The organism is Ruegeria lacuscaerulensis, from assembly GCF_013034745.1.
Taxonomy (GTDB): Bacteria; Pseudomonadota; Alphaproteobacteria; order Rhodobacterales; family Rhodobacteraceae; genus Ruegeria; species Ruegeria lacuscaerulensis_B.
Genome location: NZ_WQGP01000013.1, coordinates 39,085 through 59,675 on the forward strand (window position 1 = coordinate 39,085; position 20,591 = coordinate 59,675).

The window sequence follows — 20,591 nt, forward strand, 5'->3', positions numbered from 1 at the left end:
GGGGCGCTCTGTTCCCATTAAATTGCGCGAGACTTTGGGTCCAGCGTGATCGACCACAGCTCGGTATCGGCGCGGTCCATCAGACGCACTGTCATCTGCTCGGTGGCTCCGTCGATATCCACCAATCCAAAGAACTGCAGACCGGCGCTGGGGGGTAGATTGACACCTTGTCCCTCGGCCAGGGCTTTGACGAATTTGACTTCGGGGCCGAAGGTCCCATCCAAGGCGTTCGGCCCAAAAGTTCCGGCATGCAGCGGGCCCGAGACGAATTCCCAGAACGGCTCAAAATCCTGGAATTGCGCTTTGTTAGGGTCGTAATAGTGCGCGGCGGTATAGTGAACGTCAGCGGTGAACCAGACCGTATTGGTGATCCCGGCGGTTTTGATAAATTGCAGCAGTTCGGCAATCTCCAACTCGCGCCCTTTGGCGGGGCCGCTATCGCCGTTTGCGATGGCTTCGGCCCCGGCTTGTTCCCGCCAGTTGTCCCAGACGATCAGACCGATTGGCATGTCGGATGCGATAACCTTCCACGTCGCCTCGGACGCGGCGAGTTCCCGTTTCAGCCAAGCCAGTTGCTCGGCCCCTAGAATGCGGGACTGATCAGTGATCTCATCCTCCATCGAGGCCCCGTTCGGCCCGCGATAGCTGCGTAGGTCCAAAAAGAACACGTCCAGCATTGGACCATATGCGATCTTGCGATACACCCGCCCCGGCTCGGCCGGGGTGATGCGCAGCGGTGTCATTTCGTGGAAGGCACGGGCAGCGCGGGATTGCAGCACGTGCACCGATTTCTCAGAATAGCGGTCGTCCGAGATCAGGTCTTTCGCATCCGACCAGTTGTTCACGACCTCATGGTCATCCCACTGAAAGAAGGTCGGGCAGACGGCGTTCATAGAGCGCACATGCTCGTCCATCATGTTGTATTTCCACTGACCACGGAATTCGTCCAGCGTTTCAGCCACTTTGCGTTTCTCGTCGATCAGGGTTGTGTTTTTCCAGATCAGTTGATCGCCCTTGACGACCTCATCCTGCATCGGACCATCGGCATAAATCGTGTCGCCCGAGTGGATGAAGAAATCGGGCTTGTGCTGCGCCATGGTGGCGTAGGTGCGCATCCCTTCGTCGTCGATGCCCCAACCCTGCCCAGCGGTATCGCCCGACCAGGCAAAGCGGATATTCCGGCGTGAGGTCGGTGCAGTGCGAAATTGGCCAATAATAGGCTCTGATATGGCGCTAATGTCGTGTAGATCCGCTGCGGTAAACCGATAGAAGATGTCCTGATCCGACGGCAACCCGTCGACCAACCGCTTGACGGCCAAGTCGCTGTTGGGGATTGCATCCATAGGGGTCAGTTTGCGCGCATCGGTAAAGCTCTCGGTGGTCGAGACCTCCATCATCACGCGAGCCGGTCGATCGGTGCGAGTCCAGATCATACCCGAGGTGGTGTCAACATCACCCGACTGAACGCCGTGGGTGAAAACCGGGCGCGAGGATGCGCGGCTGATGGCTGGCATGGACAGTGATGCGGCGAAGGCGGTGCTGCCAGCCAGAAAGGCGCGGCGATTGGGGCGTAGGATTCGGGTCATTTGGGCTCTCCTGTCTGGTGGTCCTTAGGGACCACGCGATTGGTGAGCGGCAGTGAGCCGCCTGTTTGTAAAACAAGCGGCTCAGTTTTTTGAAAGTATCACGATGATATTGTGACACTTGTGGACAAGGTGCTTAGGCCGTGACGTCCTGTTCCGGCGTGCTGAGTGCGATCACCACAACAACTGCCGCACCGTTCACCCAGTAGAATACCGCATCTAGGCCGGAAAATCCAAGCAGGCTGGGCGCAGCAAGGAAGGTCAGCCCGACCAGAAGATCGACTGTCAGGTGCAGTTTATAGGGCAGCACACGCCAAATCCCCAGATGGTGATCTGTCAGCACGGTCAGCACAAATGCGGCGACGCCGGTCACGACCGACAGCCACAGCGCCAGCGGGTTGGATTGGCCTAGACCCAGTATGAATGGCAAGGTCATCAGCGCAATGGCAACGGGGTAATCCAGATAGGCGTGAATGTTGCGGGTCACGAAACGGGCAGACATGGAAGGTTCCTTTCCTTAGCTTGGTATGAGTCCAAGATAAATCAGTAACCCCGAACGCATCAGTCCGGATCGTTCTCGTGATATTGCAGATCGTCCAAAATTCCGTCGCTTCAGTGCATGGCTCGATAAGCTGCCGGGGACAGACCGACCTGTTTTTTAAACACGCGCGAGAATGCGGCCTCGGACGCATAGCCCACTTCGGCGGCTGCGTCCGCGACGTTCCAGCGGCTTTCGGTCAGACCGTGGCAGGCGATCTGCATGCGCCAGTCGGTCAGGTATTGCATCGGAGTCGTGCCCATCTTTTCGGCGAATAATTGGGCAAAGGCCGTGCGTGACATCCCGGCCTCGCGGGCCAGCAACTCGACGCTCCAGTCCTGCGCCGGAGACTGGTGGAAAGCTGTCAGCGCGCGTGACACGCGGGGATCAGCAAACCCAGCCAAGGCAGATTCGCTGGGGCTTTGATGTTCCAGATGGGCGCGGATGGCTTGGGCAAACAGCACTTCGGATAGTTTCAGCGCAATCAGATCGCCGCCAATGCGGGCGCCGCTGACCTCGGACCCGATCATGCGCAGGGTCGATTCGATCCAGGCTCCGGCCTCTTCGCCGTAGTTCTCGATCAGGATATAGGGGGGCAGCCGGTCGATTAGCATATGTCCCGTGCCCTGCCGCCCCGGCGGGCCGGTGAACGAGAAATGCCCGCAGATCAGCTGCGTATCCCGGCTTTTGTCCTCGCCGCCATAGACCAGAACGCCGTCGCCTTGGTAGCCGGATTTTTCCAGCACCTCTTCCAAAGGCAAAGCGTCCAGCGGTTTAACCTCATTGCAGAGCAGAGCATGCGCGGACCCGTGCGGGATCAGGATCAGGTCGCCTTGCCGTAGCCGCAGTGTTTCGCCGGTGGTCGAGACATGTACCTTCAGCTCGCCCCGCTGGACAAAGTGAAACCGGGCCACGTTTTCGAAGGCAGGCACCTGGACGCCAAAGGGCGGCGTGAACGATGTGCGGAAGTAGAACGTGCCTTTCAGGGACAGGCGTGTGAGGATATCGCTGAGCAGGTCTAACATATGCTTAACCTAAACGATTATGCGCATACGTCCATGGGTTCGAACGATCTGCAATAAATCCCGCACGTTTGGCAAAAGAAAACCCCCGCGGATCCGCGGGGGTTCGTTAGAATTGGTTGTTTGGGATCAGGCGCGGACCAACGCCTCATAGTCCGACGCGATCTCGCGGGTGAGGTCGCCCACTTCGAACGTATAATCGCCAATTTGTCCGACCGGAGTGACCTCGGCCGCTGTACCGGTCAGCCAGCATTGTTCGAAATCGGCCATTTCCTCGGGCTTGATGCGGCGTTCGTGGACGGTGATGCCTTTGTCTTTCAGCATCTGAATGACGGTCTGGCGGGTGATGCCGTTCAAAAAGCAATCGGCTAGCGGGGTGTGAACCTCACCATCTTTGACGAAGAAGACATTGGCGCCGGTCGCCTCGGCCACATAGCCATTGTAGTCCATGAACAAGGCATCCGAGCATCCCTTGGCCTCGGCCTTGTGCTTGGAGATGGTGCAGATCATGTAAAGACCCGCCGCTTTGGCGTGAACCGGGATGGTTTCGGGGCTGGGGCGTTTCCATTCTGCGATATCCAGCTTCGCACCCTGCATCTTGGCGTCGCCGTAGTAAGCGCCCCAAGGCCAGACAGCCACGGCCATCCGCACCGGGTTCTTGGCCGACGCGACGCCCATATCCTCACCCGAGCCGCGCCAGACCAGAACGCGCACATAGGCGTCCTGCAGTCCGCTGGCTTTCAGGGTTTCTTCCTTGGCGGCCTCGATATCGTCCACCGAATACGGCATCGGCATGTCCAGAGCCTCGGCCGAAGCGATCAGACGCTCGGAATGTTCGCGGCTTTTGAAGATTTTGCCGCCATAGGCGCGTTCGCCCTCAAAGACCGAAGACGCATAGTGCATTGCATGGGTCAGGATGTGTACATTGGCCTCGCGCCAGGGCACCAGTTTGCCATCCAACCAGATGACACCATCACGATCATCATATCCCGACATGCGAAACCTCCTGAACCGGGCTGAAATTTCCGATTGTTGCGTTAATTAAGTCCGAAGCGGACATAATGTTGCGCAAAAACTGCGATTCAATACCTGTCTGCCCTTGGAATGTCAATAACGCTGACATAAACTCGACCCAAGTAACGAATGAGGCACAAGATGTCCGACACCCGTCCCGCCCAGGTCTTTGGCGGAGAAAGCCTGCTGTTTCTGACGGATGAGCAGTTGCGGCAAGGGATTGAGGCGATGTTTTTCGCGTATCGCGGGTTTACAGCGGACCCTGATCGCATTCTGTCCGAACTGGCTTATGGTCGCGCTCATCACCGGGCCATTCACTTCATCAACCGGGCTCCGGGAACGACGGTGAACAATCTGCTGGCCATATTGGGCGTGACGAAACAGTCTCTGAACCGGGTGCTGCGAACCTTGATTGACGACGGGTTGGTCGAAAGTCGGGTGGGAACCGTGGACAAACGTGAAAGGCACCTATTTCTGACAGAGAGGGGCCGAGAATTGGAGACCACCTTGTCCGAGGCGCAGCGCGTTCGGATGCGGGCGGCGTACAAGGAAGCGGGCCCCGAGGCCGTGTCAGGGTTTCGTAAAGTGCTTGAAGCGATGATGGATGCTGATATGCGTCATGCATACAGGAAATTGCGGGATACCACCTCATGAGCGATATGGACGCGCATCTGCTGATCGTTGACGATGACGAACGTATTCGGGATCTGCTCAAGAAGTTTCTGATGCGGAACGGGTTTCTGGTGACGTCGGCCCGTGATGCAGCCCATGCGCGGCGGGTGTTGTCGGGGTTGGATTTCGACATGATCGTGCTGGATGTGATGATGCCGGGCGAGGATGGTGTCAGCTTAACGAAGGCGCTGCGCGAAACCCATTCGACGCCAATCCTGTTGCTTACCGCGCGCGGCGAGACCGAGCATCGGATCGCGGGGCTTGAGGCTGGGGCCGATGACTATTTGGCCAAGCCGTTCGAACCCAAGGAATTGTTGCTACGGATCAACGCGATCCTGCGTCGGATGCCCGAGACACCTGCGCAAGAGACGGTTAGCAAGATCCTGAACCTCGGACCCATCCGCTATGATGTTGAGAAGGGCGAGATGTGGCAGGGCGAAGAACCTGTGCGTCTGACGGCTACGGAAAGTCAGTTGATGAAGATTTTCTCGGCCCAACCGGGTGAGCCGATCAGCCGGTCGAAGCTGGTTGAAGATTTGGGCCGCGACAAAGGTCAGGCGCAGGAGCGCGCGGTGGACGTGCAGATCACCCGTTTGCGGCGCAAGATCGAACAGGACCCCAAGCAGCCGCGGTATTTGCAAACTGTGCGCGGTGCAGGGTACATGTTGGCCCCGGACTAAGGGCCGCTGCGCGGCGACTTTTTGCCTTCGGCGAGGATATTTTTAGCCAGATGAAGATGGGATCCTGATGAAGACTGCGCTTTTGACTCATGCAGATTGTCTTGGACATGTGACGCCGGACGGCCACCCTGAGCGGGTCGCGCGGTTGGAACATATTCTGCATGCCTTGGAGCCGCTGGATTTGGATCGCAAGACTGCGCCTTTGGCAGCAGATGATGATCTGCGGCGTATTCACCCGGACAGCTATATTGAAGACATTCGGCGCAGCGTACCTGTGGAAGGGTTTCGGCAGATCGACGGCGATACGTTCATGTCGCCGGGGTCGGTGAGCGCGGGGTATCGCGCGGCGGGGGCGGCTGTTCGGGCCGTGGATTTGGTGCTGGGCGGTGAGGCGCCGAATGCGTTTTGCGCGGTGCGGCCTCCGGGGCATCATGCCGAGACGGACACCGCCATGGGATTTTGCTTGTTCGGTAATGCGGCGCTGGCGGCGAAACACGCGCTGGATCACCACGGGCTGAGCCGCGTGGCCGTTGTGGATTTCGACGTGCATCACGGCAATGGCACGCAGGATCTGCTGTGGGACGAAAAGCGCGCGTTGGTCATTACCAGCCAGCAGATGCCCTTGTGGCCGGGATCTGGACGCCCCGATGAAACCGGTGCTTATGACACTGTACTGAATATCCCTCTGGCACCTGGTACGGGTGGGGCCGAGATGCGTGCAGCCTATGAACGGTTGGCCTTCCCGCGTCTGCGTGCCTTTGAGCCGGAGCTGATCATTATTTCGGCCGGGTTCGATGCGCATCAGGATGATCCGCTGGCCGAATTGAACTGGTCCACCGGGGATTTTGCCTGGCTCACGTCAGAGCTGTGCCAGATCGCGGCAGAGGTGTGTGAGGGTCGTATCGTCTCGACTCTGGAGGGCGGGTATGATCTGAAAGCCTTGGCCGAGGCCACCCGTGCCCATGTGGAAGAATTGATGAAGGCAGCCCAATGACCGAGACACCCGTTGACCAGATGACATTCGAACAGGCCATGAAAGAGCTGGAGACCGTGGTTGGTCAGCTTGAGCGTGGAGATGTTGCATTGGACCAATCCATTGCTCTGTACGAACGCGGGTCGGCGTTGAAAAAGCGCTGTGAGGATGAGTTGAAGCGGGCCGAGGAAAAAGTGGCTGCGATCACGCTGGATGCCGAAGGTCAGCCGACCGGGACTACGCCTGTCGAAGGTCAGTAAATGTTTCGAGACAGACTGGCGCAGGATGCCGCGCTTATTCAGAACCATTTTGATAAGGTTCTGGGGGCGCTGGACAATCTGGATGTGACCCAGGCGATGGCCTATGCCACCAAAGGCGGCAAAAGGCTGCGCGGATTTTTGGTATTGGAAAGTGCGCGGTTGCATGGTGTTGAGACTGAACGAGCCATTTGGCCCGCGACGGCTATCGAAGCGCTGCACGCGTATTCGCTGGTCCATGATGATCTGCCTTGCATGGATGATGATGATCTGCGCCGGGGGCGGCCCACGGTTCATGTGAAATGGGATGAGGGTACGGCCGTTCTGGCCGGAGACGCGTTGCAGACGCTGGCGTTTGAGCTTTGCGGGAACGCGCAGGTTGGCGAGGCCGCAATTCGCGCTGATTTGACCCTAACGCTGGCGAGAGCAAGCGGTGCGCAAGGTATGGTGCTGGGGCAGGCGCTGGACATCGCGGCCGAAACGGCGGAGGCTCCGCTGGCGCTGGAACAGATCACGCGGTTGCAGGCGGGCAAAACCGGGGCTTTGATCGAATGGTCGGCCTGTGCGGGCGCGCGGTTGGCGCAGGCGGATGCGGACCCGCTGCGCCAATATGCCCGCGCGCTGGGCCTTGCCTTTCAGATCGCGGATGACATCTTGGATGTTGAGGGCGATGCCGAAAAGGCTGGAAAGCGCCTGCAAAAGGATGCAAAGGCGGGCAAGGCCACCTTTGTCTCGCTGCTGGGACTAGACGCCGCAAAAACCCGCGCAGCAGAGTTGGTGGATCAGGCCTGCGCTGCGCTGGATGGCTATGGAACTGCTGCTGAAACCTTGAAGGACGCCGCACGCTTCGTTATTGCCCGGGACAGCTAAGCCAGGAACGCGCCATATGTCTGACCGCCCGAATACGCCCCTGCTGGACCTCGTGAGCCGCCCTGCGGACCTCAAGCAGTTCACGGATTCGCAGCTGCGGCAGGTCGCGGATGAATTGCGGGCTGAGACCATCTCGGCCGTTTCCGTCACCGGCGGGCATTTGGGCGCAGGTTTGGGTGTCGTCGAGCTGACCACCGCGCTGCACGCCGTCTTTGACACCCCGCGCGACAAGATCATCTGGGATGTGGGGCACCAGTGCTATCCTCATAAAATCCTGACCGAACGGCGCGACCGGATCCGCACACTGCGCATGAAAGACGGGCTGAGCGGGTTCACAAAGCGCAGCGAAAGCCCCTATGACCCGTTCGGGGCTGCACATTCCAGTACCTCGATCAGTGCTGCGCTTGGGTTTTCCGTCGCGCGCGATTTGGGCGGTGTCACACCCGAAGGGTTGGGCGATGCGATTGCTGTGATCGGCGATGGGTCGATGTCCGCAGGCATGGCGTTCGAGGCGATGAACAATGCGGGCCACCTGAAAAAACGCCTGATCGTAATCCTGAACGATAATGAGATGAGCATTGCGCCCCCGGTTGGTGCGCTGTCCAGCTATCTGTCGCGGATTTATACCGAAGCCCCGTTCCACGATCTGAAAGCCGCCGCCAAAGGCGCGGTGTCCCTTCTGCCGGAACCCTTCCGCGAAGGGGCGAAACGCGCCAAAGAGATGCTCAAGGGCATGGCCATGGGCGGCACGTTTTTCGAAGAACTGGGCTTTTCCTATATCGGCCCCATCGACGGGCATGACATGGACCAGTTGCTGCCGGTGTTGCGCACGGTCAAGGCGCGGGCGACCGGGCCGATCCTGATCCACGTCCTGACCAAAAAGGGCAAGGGCTATGCCCCCGCCGAGCAAGCCCGCGACAAGGGCCATGCCACCGCGAAATTCGACGTGGTGACCGGCAAACAACACAAGGCACCGTCGAACGCGCCCTCCTATACTTCGGTCTTTGGCAAGACGCTGGTGGCGGAAGCGGGGCGTGACGACAAGATCGTGGCTGTGACTGCGGCGATGCCAGATGGCACTGGGTTGAACCTGTTTGCAGAACGCTACCCTTCACGCTGTTTCGACGTGGCGATTGCTGAACAACACGGCGTGACCTTTGCCGCCGCGCTGGCTGCGGGCGGGATGAAGCCGTTCTGCGCGATGTATTCGACTTTCCTGCAGCGCGGTTATGATCAGGTTGTGCATGACGTGGCCATTCAACGCCTGCCGGTCCGGTTCGCCATCGACCGCGCGGGGCTTGTGGGGGCCGATGGCGCGACGCATGCGGGCTCGTTCGACATCGCTTATCTGTCCAACCTGCCGGGCATGGTGGTGATGGCCGCCGCCGATGAGGCCGAGCTGATGCACATGGTCGCCACCGCCGCTGCGCATGACGCAGGCCCCATCGCCTTCCGCTATCCGCGGGGTGAAGGTGTAGGTGTGGACCTGCCCGAACGCGGCGAAGTTCTGGAAATTGGCAAAGGTCGCATCATCCAAACCGGCGCACGGGTTGCGCTGCTGTCCTTCGGCACACGTCTGGCCGAAGTTCAAAAAGCCGCCGAGGCGCTTACCGCCAAGGGCATCACGCCGACGATCGCCGATGCGCGTTTTGCCAAACCGCTGGACCGCGACCTGATTCTGGATCTGGCCGCCAATCACGAGGCGCTGATCACCATTGAAGAAGGGGCGATTGGCGGCTTTGGCAGCCACGTGGCGCAATTGTTGGCGGATGAAGGCGTGTTTGATGCGGGTCTAAAATACCGTTCGATGGTGCTGCCTGACATCTTCATCGATCAGGCCAGCCCGGCGGATATGTACGCGGTAGCTGGTATGAATGCCGAGCAGATCGAGGCCAAAGTACTGTCGGTTCTGGGCGTGGCCACAATCGGCGAAAAGCGCGCCTGATCTCTGTTTTCGCAGAAAATGGTGCCTATAGATGGCACTGAACAAAGTAGTCACCAAGCGTCAAATCCAATGAGCCTCCTTCTCGGATCAACTGGCGTTTCCTGTAACTCGCGAGGCGTCTTCAATGATGCCACTACAAGCTCACTTCGGTGTCTCGCCAAAGTAACCCCCAAAAAATGCGATCATCGCTAACAACACACCAACCAATATCACGATCACAAGCAGTGCTCCGCTACCTTTGGCAAAATATCCCAGTGAGACTAGGCCAACCACGAAGATGCCGACCAGAAAGTAGAGTACTGTATTGTCCATCTTTACCCCCAAATGAGTTGTTTACACTCAACAAGTACATGCTCGAAAAAAACGATCCAAAGACCGCTATAGATGACGTCAAACGGCTTTCGGTGACTGTCGAATGCCGCTCAGCGTGGCGAACAAGACCGGTACCAGGATCATTGTGAGCATCGTACCCACCGTCAAACCGCCCATGATCGTTACAGCAAGACCCACCCAAAACACGTCTGGCAGTAGCGGTATCACACCCAAAACTGTAGTGGCGGCGGCCAGTACGACAGGGCGCAGTCTTGAGGCTCCGGCATTCAAAACGGCGTCGTAGCCCGGCTGACCTTCGGCCAAGTTATCGTTGATCTGATCGATCAGAACGATTGCGTTTTTGATCATCATGCCCGCCAGGCTCATGCCCCCGAGCAATGCAACGAATCCAAACGGTGTGTTTGTAAGGAGCAGGCTCGGAACAATACCTATCAGCACAAAAGGTACTGTCAGGAAAATGACCAACGGTCTGCGGTATGAGTTAAATAGCCCAACGACAATCAGTGCCATGATCGAAAACGCGGGGATCATACCCGGAATCAAAGACGCTTGTGCAGACACTGTGTCCTCGTGCTCTCCACCCCATTCCATGCTGTAGCCCGGTGGCAAGTCAGCCTCCAGAGCTTCGAATTCGGCAAGAACTGCGGCGCGATAACTTGGCAGAGTTACGCTATCGATTGGATTGGCTTGCACAGTCAGAACACGGCGCCGGTCGCGACGATTGATCGTTGGATCTTCGGGCTGAATATTCACGCCGCGTACAACCTGTGCCAATGGGACAGGCTCAACAGAAAACGGTGACTGAAGTTGCAACAGTTCAAAGTTGTCGACGGCTGCCACATCTTCTGCGCCAGGCCGAACGATGATTGGCAGCAACTCGTCACCTTCGCGGTAGAGGCCGACCGAACGCCCGTCAAATGCTCGTTTTGTCGTGTTTCCAAGATCTTCATACGTGATACCGGTCCACCGTGCTCGGTCCTGGTCATAGTCTGGGACAGTTTTCAGGACACGGTTGCGCCAATCGGTGCGCGCCACTTTCGTCCATTGATGCTGATCCAGTATCGCAACTGCTCTGTCACCAATTTCGCGCAGAGTCTCAGGATCAGCATCCGATGGGCCGATGATGCGGTTCTCGAATGCCCAGGTGTTGCTGGGTCCCACACCGAATTGACGTGTGAAAGAGGTCGCCTCGGGCATGTTGGCTGATATCCAAAGCGATATCTCTTTGGTCATCTCGGGAATGTCGCGGTAATCCTCGACATTAACAATGACTTGCGCGTAGGACGGGTTGGTTCCCTCGGGGTCGACTGGCAGGTAGAAACGGGGCGGGCCAGCTCCGATAAAGCTGGCGATGCCGGTCACACGATCGTCCATTTCAACCTTTTCTTCGATCCGTGAGATCGCTTCTGACACGGCTTCAATCCGAGTTCCCTCGGGAGCGTAATAGTCGATCATGTATTTGGTCATCGACGAGGTCGGGAAGAACAGCTGTGTGACAGAGCCAAAACCAACCCCGGCAATGACCAAAGCACCCAAAGCCACCCCGATCGTCAGATAACGCACGCGGATCGCCGCAGCCAGAAAGCGGCGGTAAATCGCATAGAAACCGGTGTCAAAGGTCTCGCTTGCTCCACCTTTTGGCTCCGGTAGCATGGCAACGCATTGCAGTGGCGTAACCGTCATCGACAGCAACCAACTGACCAGCAGCGCGATCCCGACAACTGAGAAGAGTGTTCGGCAGTACTCCCCTGCGCTCTCGACAGATGCAAAGATCGGGTAGAAAGCCATGACCGCGACAAACGTGGCCCCAAGCAACGACATGGCAGGACGCGTTGCGGCTTCAATCGCAGCCTTTGCTCGGTCCATTCCTTGCGACATCCGTACCATCGCGCCGTCCGCTACGACGATCGAGTTGTCTACCATCATGCCGAGCGCAATGATCAATGCACCCAAGGACATGCGCTGAAGATCTATGCCCAGTGCTGCCAAGGGTATGAAGGTGGCAAGGATTGTTAGAATCAGCCCGCTGCCGATGATGATCCCCATCCGAACACCCATCGCCAAAGTTAAAACGACCAAGACAATTGCGACGGCTTGGGCAAGGCTCACCAGAAAACTGCTGACCGCAAGGTTTACGTCATCGGATTGCCAATGAACCCGTTCAACCTCGATGCCCATCGGCAGGCTTGCGATCAGTTCTGATACTCTCGCATCTACCGCCTCACCAACACTGACAACGTTGACCCCAGACTGGAAGGATATGGCCAACCCAATAGATGAAAGGCCATTATAGCGCATCATAGTTATCGGTGGGTCAATGTAGCCTTCTTTAACCTCAACGATGTCGCCCAGCCTTAGCAACTCTGGCCCACGACGTTGACCGCTTTGAGCCTGATCCAGACCACTCGGTCGGACGACTAGATCTGCGATGTCAGTTGGGCTTGTGAAAGTTCCGCTGGGCGCAATGCGCATGCGGTAGTCACCGACGTTTACCCGCCCTGCATCCACGATCGCATTCTGGGTCTGTAACGTGTTGAGAATTGTCTGAGCCGAGACTCCCAATGCGGCCAAGGCTTCTTCCCGTGTTTCCAGATAAATCACCCTGTCGCGTTCGCCCCAAAGATCGACGCGGCCGACACCGTCGATTAACGAGAGCTCTCGCTTGAAATCTTCGGCATACCCATCAAGCTCCTGAGCGGAGAACCCATCGGACGTCATCGCCAGCAGTAGACCGAAGACATCACCGAAATCATCGTTGATGGCAGGACGACCCGCGCCAGGGGGCAGGTCTGTTTCCACGTCTCTGACTTTCCGACGTAGTGTGTCCCAGATTTGTGGCAGCTGGTCCGACCAATAGTTCGGGCGAATTTCGACTTTAATCGTCGACACACCCGCCTTGCTTTCGCTCGAGATGTAATCAATCTCCTTTATTTCCTGAAGTTTCAGCTCGATCCGTTCTGTGACCTCCTGCTCAACTTCTTCAGGGCTGGCGCCAGGATAGAGGGTGGTCACAACCGCAGTCTTGATAGTGAACTCGGGGTCTTCTAGCTGCCCCAGACTAAAGAAAGCCGAAATGCCGCCCAACGTGAGCATGACAACCGTGAACCAAACGAATTTGGCGTTGCGGATTGAGAACGCCGCGAGACCCATTACTCTGTATCCTCGGAAAGTCGTGAAACCTTTTGGCCTTCTCGCAAAGAGTTCGCTCCGGCAGTGACGACCACATCACCAAATTCCAGACCTTCACTAACGGCCACCCCTTGCGACCGGGGCGTGCCAAGCGAAACCTTCCTTGCCGTTACGGTTTCTGAGCCGGCATCGAATACCCAGACATGCGGATCTGTTTCCCCTTCAGGCACGAAAACCGCGCTGGCAGGAACCATGATCGCATCAAATGGTTCGTGCCCCTCCTTTGGCTGGCCACGGACGCGCCCAGCCATACCCGGAAGAACAAGTGCGTCTTCCGGTTGATCCATAATCAAAGTGACGGGGAAGGTTCGGGTCGTCGCCGAAGCCTCTGATCCAATCTCGCTAATTTCCGCCGGTAGAACCACATCCCCCAGTGCGTCAAAAGTAACGGTGATGTCTTCAATGTGGGGGATCAGGGCGATGTATCGTTCGGGGATATCAATCACCACTTCGATGCGTTCTGCATCCAAAATGCGCAGCACCGGAGTCTGAGCGGCGACTTCTTCGAAATCTTCAATGTATTTGCCGACAACACGACCATCGAACGGTGCCGCCAAACTCGTATAGGTTAAATCCAGAGTGGCTCTGTCCAGAGCGCCTTGAACAGAATTGATGGCCGCCTGAGCGGATGTCTCGCCAGCGATAAATCGGTCGAGTGTAGCCTGAGCAGCAACGTCCTTTTCGACCAGCGATCGTTGCCGATCTGTTTGCAACTTGGCGTTCTCAAACGTTGCCTGTGCGCTTGCTAGTTCGGCGGTAAGCCGGTCTACTTCAGCCTGGTATGGAGCTGGATCCAAGGCTGCCATAATGGCGCCCTTCGTTACAAGGTCCCCAACCTGAACATCGACGCCAACAACATTGCCCGGTACGCGAAAGGCCAAAGAGACTTCGCGCGCAGCCCTGGCTGTTCCGACAAAATATCGGTCATGCAAACTGGAGAGGTCGGAAATCTCGATGGCTCTGACAGGTCGAATAAGTGTTTGGGTCGCATCTTCTTCCTTCTCCCAGCAGCCGGTAAGCAACACGAAGGCAAATAGCCAACCAAAAGTTCTCTTCATATCCCCCTCCCGTGCCGCCCGCGTTCCTCACTTCGTCGCTGTGAAGGTGGCCTAACTTGCGGATTTTGCGCCTAAAGCTGGCACAATTGTACGCGCTTACCAAACAAAGTCAAAAATACGAATCTGTTTAGTGGTGGCGGAGAGAAACCCGAGTACACTTTGGCAAACTGACAAGACAATTTATCAGTACGATGTCGCCTCGACGCTGCCGTTTGTCATATCGGTGGCACAGAAGGCCGTGTTTCGAGTTAGTGTAACTGCGTTAAAAGGTAAACGTGCGGAGGGCAATCTGTGATTGATTAAAGTCCAGGCCGTCGTCCGGACCTACGTGTGGAGCTGAAATGTCCCCCTTTCGCGAACCGTTGCCATTGCTGCTTATTAGCTAATGGCAGCTTTGTCCGCAAAGCAGCCGCTCATGCCGAGGGAAGCGAATAACCGCTTTGAGCCCTATTTACTCGGGCCTAACCTTCAGAAACGCGGCAGCGATGGTATCAGCTGAACCCAATTCGGTAAGTCACACAAAACGCATAGAGTGCCATACGGTGACTGTTTGCTGCACTGAGCCCAAAGCGGAATGTTTTAACTTTTTGTCATGAAAAAAGTCAGTTCGGTGTTAGTTTGATGCCGCGACATCCAATAGATGTATTCCATACTGGACAATCGAACTTAAGCCCAGCCCAATAATCTATGCCCTAGTCTAAACTGAGTCAGCTACTTACGGTGCCAAGATGCGGTTTTCTTCCCTCGCCCAGAAACTCTTGTCGTTAATAATCTGACTTTTTTGAGCTTCAATGTGTATTATTCTCGACATGAGATGCCTTGTACTCCTGTGGGACGGACAATGATTAAAGAAATAAAACCCATGCGCTTGCTTTCTGTACTTATTGTGATGGTTCTATTCACAACCGGAGCGGTTGCTCAGACAATCGAACGGATAACAAAAAATAACGAAATCCGCTTTGGTTTTCGAATAGATGCTGCGCCACTATCTTACGTCAACGACCAAGGTCGGCCGTTTGGCTTGTCACCCTTAATTTGCGATCAGGTCGCACAGCGTCTTGCGAAGAAACTGGAATTGAATGAATTGAACGTCCAGTTCATTCCGGTCGACTCCAAGGATCGTTTCGACAAAGTTGCCTCGGGAGAAATAGATATGCTCTGTGGGGCTGCGACCATAACACTTTCCCGTCGCGAAGCTGTTGATTTCTCGCTTCCAATATATGTCGATGGCACGTCCATATTATTACCAATCGAAGCCGAGGGCACTATGAGTGCGCTGGCGGGGAAGAAGATTGGTATGAGAAGCAGCACGACAACAGAAGCATCCGTTCTCAATTCCTTTGAAGCGGAGGGTATCGAAGCAAATATGGTGCGGTTCGGTTCACACCCAGACGGTATCAAGGCGCTAAGAGACGGCGAAATCGATGCGTATTTTGCGGATCAGTCGATTTTGTTGGTCAACTACATTGCTGCCGGACTAAAGGGCAAATTCAAGTTGTCCCAAGAAATACTAACCATAGAAAAGCAAGGATTGGCGATACCGAAAGGAGACTATGATTTTCGATTGCTAATAGATCGCATTTTGTCAGAGATGTACGCTCAAGGCACAATGGAAGAGATTTTTCGCATTGCTTTGCCAGGGATCGAGCCCAGCGAAGCATTGAAGGCTCTTTATGTTATCGCCCCTACCAATCCTTGAGACGCATTGCATGAAACAGTTTTGCTAAGTGTAAATATCCTTTTGTAATTTATGCTGGTTTGTTCGCAAAGCGGAAGTTGGTACGAACTTCAGCGAAGGTACGCACCAAGACTAAAGGCGACGCTAGTTGTGGACGCAGCATCGGTTGATATGGCCGGAGAGCAAACGTTCTCTGCGGGTGCGCATTTCGAGTTGGGCATAACCTGAAGCATCCTTCCCAGCCAACATAATGACGTTTGACTAGGCGAACACGACCAAAAAGTCGAAGGGACCAATATAGGCGAGCGAAGCCTAAAAATGTTAAACTTGCGGCGGTTTTAGTTAAACCGTTTCAGCTGGATTGCCTACACTGCTGCAAAGCAAGGGAGGACGTTATGAACGACGATGCTGAAATCTCTGGCGGTTACAGTAGCGATCCAGCCCGTTCCTACTCCCTGAAGGCAGAGGCCTATACGGATCACTCGTGGTTCGATGCGGATCTGAAATCGGTAATCGCTCGGACTTGGCAATGGGTTTGTCATGTTGAGAAGACCCGCGAGCCGGGCGCTTATTGCACCGTGGAAATCGCGGGCAATCCGATTGCGATTGTACGCGGCAAGGAAGGAATTCTGCGGGCCTTTTATAATGTCTGCAAGCACCGCGCGCATGAGCTTCTGTCAGGAGAAGGCAACACGACGCGGATCATGTGTCCCTATCATGCTTGGGTCTACAAGCTGGACGGGCAGTTGGCGCGCGCGCCGCATACTGAGAGCCTTGTTGATTTCAACCCGGGTGAAATTTGCCTTGATGAAGTGCAGGTCGAAGAATTCTGTGGCTTTGTTTTCGTTAACCTCGATCCGAATGCGCGACCCCTCGCTGAACAATCCGGGAACCTTGAAACGGAGGTGCGCCATTGGGCACCTGATGTGGATCAGCTGACATTCGGCCATCGGCTGACCTATGATATCAAGTCGAACTGGAAAAACGTCGTCGACAATTTCCTTGAGTGCTATCACTGCCCGACCGCGCACAAGGACTTCTGCGATCTGGTGGATATGGACACCTATAAGGTGACGACCCACGGTATTTATTCCAGCCATATGGCGGACGCGGGTCAAAACGCGAATAGCGCCTATGACGTTTCCAATGCGACAGTTAAGACTCATGCCGTTTGGTGGCTTTACCCGACAACGTGCCTGATGCGTTATCCCGGACGCTCCAGCATGATTGTGTTGAACATCATTCCCGTGGACCCGGATCGGACACTGGAAACCTACGACTTTTTCCTTGAAACGCCTGAGCCTGACGAGATGGAGTTAGATGCGATCCGATACTTGGACGAAGTGCTTCAGGTCGAAGACATCAACCTCGTGGAAAGTGTACAGCGCGGGATGAATACGCCGGCGTTCACGCAAGGGCGGATTGTTCATGATCCCGATGGCTCGGGCAAATCGGAACACGCGGTTCACCATTTCCACGGGCTTGTTCTGGACGCCTACGAAAAAGGTGCCGCGTGACGCGGCCGAATATTCTGGTGATCATGGCGGACCAACTGGCGCCGCATTTCACCGGGGCATACGGACATAAGATCGCCAAGACTCCGCATTTGGACGCGTTGGCTGCGCGCGGGATGCGCTTTGATGCAGCTTACTGCAACTCGCCGCTCTGCGCCCCGTCGCGCTTTGCCTTTATGTCAGGGCAGAACATCAGCCGGATTGCGGCATATGACAACGCGTCTGAATTCAAAGCGTCAGTGCCCACTTTTGCACATTATCTGAAATCGCTCAGCTATCGCACGTGCCTGTCCGGCAAGATGCACTTTGTCGGTCCCGATCAGATGCACGGGTTTGAGGATCGCGTGACCACCGATATCTACCCCGCGGACTTTGCCTGGACCCCGGATTGGGAAGCTCCTGACGAGCGGATCGATAAGTGGTATCACAACATGCAGACCGTTAAAGAAAGCGGTCTGGCGCATGCGACATTCCAGATCGATTTTGATGACGAGGTCGCTTTTGCCGCCAAACGCTGGCTGATCAATGCCGCAAGGGACAAGGCGCTCGGGCTGGATGCGCCTTTTGCTATGGTGGCGAGTTTCATCCATCCGCACGATCCGTATGTGGCGCGTCCCGAATGGTGGAACCTTTACTCCGATGATAACATCGACATGCCGGCGTTTGTGCCAAAGCTTGAGGATCAAGATCCGTTTTCTCGGCGTTTGCTGGACGGGATCGAAGCCTCGTATGTGCCCTTGACGGAAGAGGAAGTGTGCCGTGCCCGCCGGGCATATCTCGCCAACGTCAGCTATTTTGACAGCAAGATAGGTGAGCTTGTTCAGACCCTCGAGGAAATTGGAGAACTGGACAACACTATTGTCATAGTCACTGCTGATCACGGCGATATGCTGGGCGAGCGTGGCCTCTGGTACAAGATGAACTTCTTTGAACATTCAGCCCGGGTGCCCATGGTCATGGCCGGGCCGGGCGTTGCTGTCGGGACAGCGCGTAATGCTGTTTCGCTCGTGGATCTTTTGCCAACGTTTATCGAACTTGCCGGCGGCGACCTGTCAATGCTCGGTGAACCGATAGACGGGCGCAGTTTGGTCCCCTTGATGCGTGGCGAGGACGACCCGGTTGACGAAGCAATTGGTGAATACTGCGCAGAGATGACGGGCTATCCCGTGATAATGATCCGGCGCGGGGTGTTGAAATACATTCATTGCGACAGTGATCCAGCTCAGCTTTATGATCTCAGCGTAGATCCCTTGGAAATGCGCAATGTCGCGGCAGATGCGGAATATGCCGATGCGGCGTCAAACTTTGCGGCGGAGGTTGCCGCGCGTTGGGATGGCAAAGCACTGCGCAAACAGATCATCGCAACGCAAAAATCTCGTCGGGCCCTGCACGCTGCGATGGAAGCAGGTGCAAGCGAAAGTTGGGACTACAACCCGCCGAGCGACGCCAGCCAGCAATACGTGCGAAACCATATGGATTGGACCGCAGCCGCAAATCGCTACCGCTATCCCCCTTTGAAGGACCAGAATTGATGAAGCTTGACGGAAAAATCGCGCTGGTGACTGGCGCACGCGGCGGCATAGGACGCGCGATTGTGGCGCGGTTCATAAAGGAAGGTGCTACGGTCTACGCTGCCGATCTCACACCCCATGGATCGCTCAATGCCCATGACGACGATGGCAGCATCTTTTTGAAACTTGATGTAACGCAAGAGGCCGATGCTATCGCCGCAATGCAAGCAGTGCGACGAGGACAGGGAAAACTGGATATTTTGGTGAACGCCGCAGGGATCGAAATCGAAAAGACCGTGGAGGAAACCACGCTTGAGGAATGGAATCAGAGCTTTGCTGTGAACTCGACGGGGACATTCCTGACTTCAAAATACGCACTGCCGCTGATGCGTGAAGCTGCGAAGTCGGGCAGCAGCGCCAGCCTGATCAATTTCGGTTCGTATGACGGGTTCATCGCCGATCCCGGCCTTGCTGCCTATTGCGCCACGAAGGGCGCGGTGCATGCGCTGACTCGCGCCATGGCTTGCGATCATGGTCCCGAAGGCATCCGCGTCAATGCGATCTGCCCAGGCTACATCGATACACCGATGCTACAGAGTTTTTTCAACGGTGATGGTTCTGGCGGGGGTGGCGGCAATATTGAAACACTGCAAAAGGCCGTGCGAGACGTGCATCCGATGCGCACCTATGGCACACCCACGGACATTGCCAATCTGGTTAATTGGCTGGCCTCAGATGAAGCGCGCTATGCCTCCGGTCAGCTTTGGGTGCTCGATGGCGGGCTGTCGGCGCAAGTTCAGCAGATGAAACTCTGATGCCAAAGTCCGTTATCATCACCTGCGCACCCACGGGCGGTATCCATACCCCTTCCATGTCGCCGCACCTGCCGGTTACCCCTGCTGAGATTGCCACCGCCAGCATTGAAGCCGCCCAAGCCGGTGCATCGATCATCCACCTGCACGCCCGCCATCCAGAGACTGGCAAACCTGATCCTCGTCCCGAACTGTTTGCTCAGTTTTTGCCGGTCATAAAGCAGTCTACTGACGCTGTGATAAACGTCTCGACAGGTGGCGGGCTGGGGATGTCGATGGATGACCGGCTTTTGGCGGCAACGTCTGCCAGCCCGGAGATGGCTAGCTTGAATATGGGGTCGATGAATTTTGGCATCTTCCCGATGCTGCAAAAGTACACCGAATTTCAATTCGACTGGGAACGCCCGTTTCTTGAGATGACCGAAGATTTCATCTTTCCCAACACGTTCAAAACGATCCGCTATGCGATCGAAAAGCTCGGCGGCGATCACGGCACCAAATTCGAGTTCGAATGCTATGACCTGGGCCACCTATACAACGTCAAATGGTTCGTAGATCAGGGCATTATCAAGCCGCCATTCTTTATTCAGATGGTTTTTGGCATCTTGGGCGGAGTTGCTGCGGATCCCGATCATCTGGTTCATATGCACAACACCGCTAACAAACTGTTTGGGCCCGAGAATTACGAATGGTCAGTGCTGGCGGCAGGGCGGCATCAGATGCCCTTTGCCACCCTAAGCGCGATGCGCGGCGGAAACCTGCGCGTCGGGCTGGAGGACAGCCTCTTTATCGGCAAAGGCGAGCTTGCGACGTCAAATGCGCAGCAGGTCATTCGCATCCGCAGCATCATGGAAAATCTGGGTCTGACAGTTGCTTCTCCAGAAGAGGCGCGCGCGCGTCTGGCGCTAAAGGGCGGCGATCAGGTTGGGTTCTAGGGAGGGA

The 20,591-nt window shown here is 56.2% G+C and carries 18 protein-coding genes; 11 read left to right on the forward strand and 7 right to left on the reverse strand.

The features are described 5' to 3' along the window. Positions 1–17 precede the first annotated feature (17 nt). The 4 genes from GOV79_RS20635 to GOV79_RS20650 all read right to left on the reverse strand — a co-directional run bounded on the left by GOV79_RS20635 (position 18) and on the right by GOV79_RS20650 (position 4,139). On the reverse strand, positions 18–1,586 hold the full coding sequence (locus tag GOV79_RS20635; RefSeq protein ID WP_170791572.1) for an alkaline phosphatase D family protein: 1,569 nt from the start codon (positions 1,584–1,586) through the stop codon (positions 18–20). A 133-nt stretch (positions 1,587–1,719) separates the two neighbouring features. Then, on the reverse strand, positions 1,720–2,085 hold the full coding sequence (locus GOV79_RS20640) for an SPW repeat domain-containing protein (RefSeq protein WP_170791573.1): 366 nt from the start codon (positions 2,083–2,085) through the stop codon (positions 1,720–1,722). 110 nt (positions 2,086–2,195) lie between these two features. Continuing rightward, positions 2,196–3,146: an AraC family transcriptional regulator gene (locus tag GOV79_RS20645; protein ID WP_170785404.1), complete on the reverse strand. Its 951-nt coding sequence runs from the start codon at positions 3,144–3,146 to the stop codon at positions 2,196–2,198. A 126-nt stretch (positions 3,147–3,272) separates the two neighbouring features. Further along, positions 3,273–4,139 carry a branched-chain amino acid aminotransferase gene (locus GOV79_RS20650; protein WP_170791574.1) on the reverse strand — a complete coding sequence of 289 codons (867 nt, stop codon included), beginning with the start codon at positions 4,137–4,139 and terminating at the stop codon, positions 3,273–3,275. Positions 4,140–4,298: 159 nt separating this feature from the next. On the opposite strand from GOV79_RS20650, the gene GOV79_RS20655 reads away from it, so the two are divergent. The 6 genes from GOV79_RS20655 to dxs all read left to right on the forward strand — a co-directional run bounded on the left by GOV79_RS20655 (position 4,299) and on the right by dxs (position 9,554). Next, positions 4,299–4,811: a MarR family winged helix-turn-helix transcriptional regulator gene (locus tag GOV79_RS20655; protein WP_170770752.1), complete on the forward strand. Its 513-nt coding sequence runs from the start codon at positions 4,299–4,301 to the stop codon at positions 4,809–4,811. Next, complete coding sequence (locus tag GOV79_RS20660) at positions 4,808–5,509, forward strand: response regulator (RefSeq protein ID WP_170770751.1); 702 nt, start codon at positions 4,808–4,810, stop codon at positions 5,507–5,509. The genes GOV79_RS20655 and GOV79_RS20660 overlap by 4 nt, the downstream gene beginning before the upstream one ends. A gap of 67 nt (positions 5,510–5,576) precedes the next feature. Continuing rightward, complete coding sequence (locus GOV79_RS20665) at positions 5,577–6,503, forward strand: histone deacetylase family protein (protein ID WP_170791575.1); 927 nt, start codon at positions 5,577–5,579, stop codon at positions 6,501–6,503. Then, on the forward strand, positions 6,500–6,742 hold the full coding sequence (locus tag GOV79_RS20670; protein ID WP_170791576.1) for an exodeoxyribonuclease VII small subunit: 243 nt from the start codon (positions 6,500–6,502) through the stop codon (positions 6,740–6,742). The genes GOV79_RS20665 and GOV79_RS20670 overlap by 4 nt, the downstream gene beginning before the upstream one ends. Continuing rightward, positions 6,743–7,609 (forward strand): polyprenyl synthetase family protein, encoded by an 867-nt coding sequence (locus GOV79_RS20675; RefSeq protein WP_170791577.1) that lies wholly within the window; start codon positions 6,743–6,745, stop codon positions 7,607–7,609. Between the two features lie 16 nt (positions 7,610–7,625). Then, positions 7,626–9,554, forward strand: a complete 1,929-nt coding sequence (gene dxs / locus GOV79_RS20680; protein WP_170791578.1) for a 1-deoxy-D-xylulose-5-phosphate synthase — start codon at positions 7,626–7,628, stop codon at positions 9,552–9,554. 141 nt (positions 9,555–9,695) lie between these two features. Here the strand turns inward: dxs and GOV79_RS20685 are convergent, their stop codons facing one another. The 3 genes from GOV79_RS20685 to GOV79_RS20695 all read right to left on the reverse strand — a co-directional run bounded on the left by GOV79_RS20685 (position 9,696) and on the right by GOV79_RS20695 (position 14,134). Continuing rightward, positions 9,696–9,866 (reverse strand): hypothetical protein, encoded by a 171-nt coding sequence (locus GOV79_RS20685; protein ID WP_170425586.1) that lies wholly within the window; start codon positions 9,864–9,866, stop codon positions 9,696–9,698. Positions 9,867–9,944: 78 nt separating this feature from the next. Then, positions 9,945–13,037 (reverse strand): efflux RND transporter permease subunit, encoded by a 3,093-nt coding sequence (locus GOV79_RS20690; RefSeq protein WP_170791579.1) that lies wholly within the window; start codon positions 13,035–13,037, stop codon positions 9,945–9,947. Continuing rightward, a complete protein-coding gene (locus tag GOV79_RS20695) occupies positions 13,037–14,134 on the reverse strand; it encodes an efflux RND transporter periplasmic adaptor subunit (protein ID WP_170791580.1) in 1,098 nt (365 codons plus the stop codon). Before GOV79_RS20695 ends, GOV79_RS20690 begins: the two co-directional genes overlap by 1 nt. Before the next feature lie 841 nt (positions 14,135–14,975). Between GOV79_RS20695 and GOV79_RS20700 the strand changes: the two genes are divergently transcribed. The 5 genes from GOV79_RS20700 to GOV79_RS20720 all read left to right on the forward strand — a co-directional run bounded on the left by GOV79_RS20700 (position 14,976) and on the right by GOV79_RS20720 (position 20,584). After that, complete coding sequence (locus GOV79_RS20700; RefSeq protein WP_170791581.1) at positions 14,976–15,833, forward strand: amino acid ABC transporter substrate-binding protein; 858 nt, start codon at positions 14,976–14,978, stop codon at positions 15,831–15,833. A 374-nt stretch (positions 15,834–16,207) separates the two neighbouring features. Then, positions 16,208–17,329, forward strand: a complete 1,122-nt coding sequence (locus tag GOV79_RS20705; RefSeq protein ID WP_170770738.1) for an aromatic ring-hydroxylating oxygenase subunit alpha — start codon at positions 16,208–16,210, stop codon at positions 17,327–17,329. Continuing rightward, complete coding sequence (betC, locus tag GOV79_RS20710) at positions 17,326–18,858, forward strand: choline-sulfatase (protein ID WP_170791582.1); 1,533 nt, start codon at positions 17,326–17,328, stop codon at positions 18,856–18,858. The genes GOV79_RS20705 and betC overlap by 4 nt, the downstream gene beginning before the upstream one ends. Beyond that, positions 18,858–19,652: an SDR family NAD(P)-dependent oxidoreductase gene (locus GOV79_RS20715; RefSeq protein WP_170785380.1), complete on the forward strand. Its 795-nt coding sequence runs from the start codon at positions 18,858–18,860 to the stop codon at positions 19,650–19,652. The genes betC and GOV79_RS20715 overlap by 1 nt, the downstream gene beginning before the upstream one ends. Beyond that, positions 19,652–20,584: a 3,5-dioxohexanoate:acetyl-CoA acetone transferase gene (locus tag GOV79_RS20720; protein ID WP_170791583.1), complete on the forward strand. Its 933-nt coding sequence runs from the start codon at positions 19,652–19,654 to the stop codon at positions 20,582–20,584. The genes GOV79_RS20715 and GOV79_RS20720 overlap by 1 nt, the downstream gene beginning before the upstream one ends. Positions 20,585–20,591: the final 7 nt, after the last annotated feature.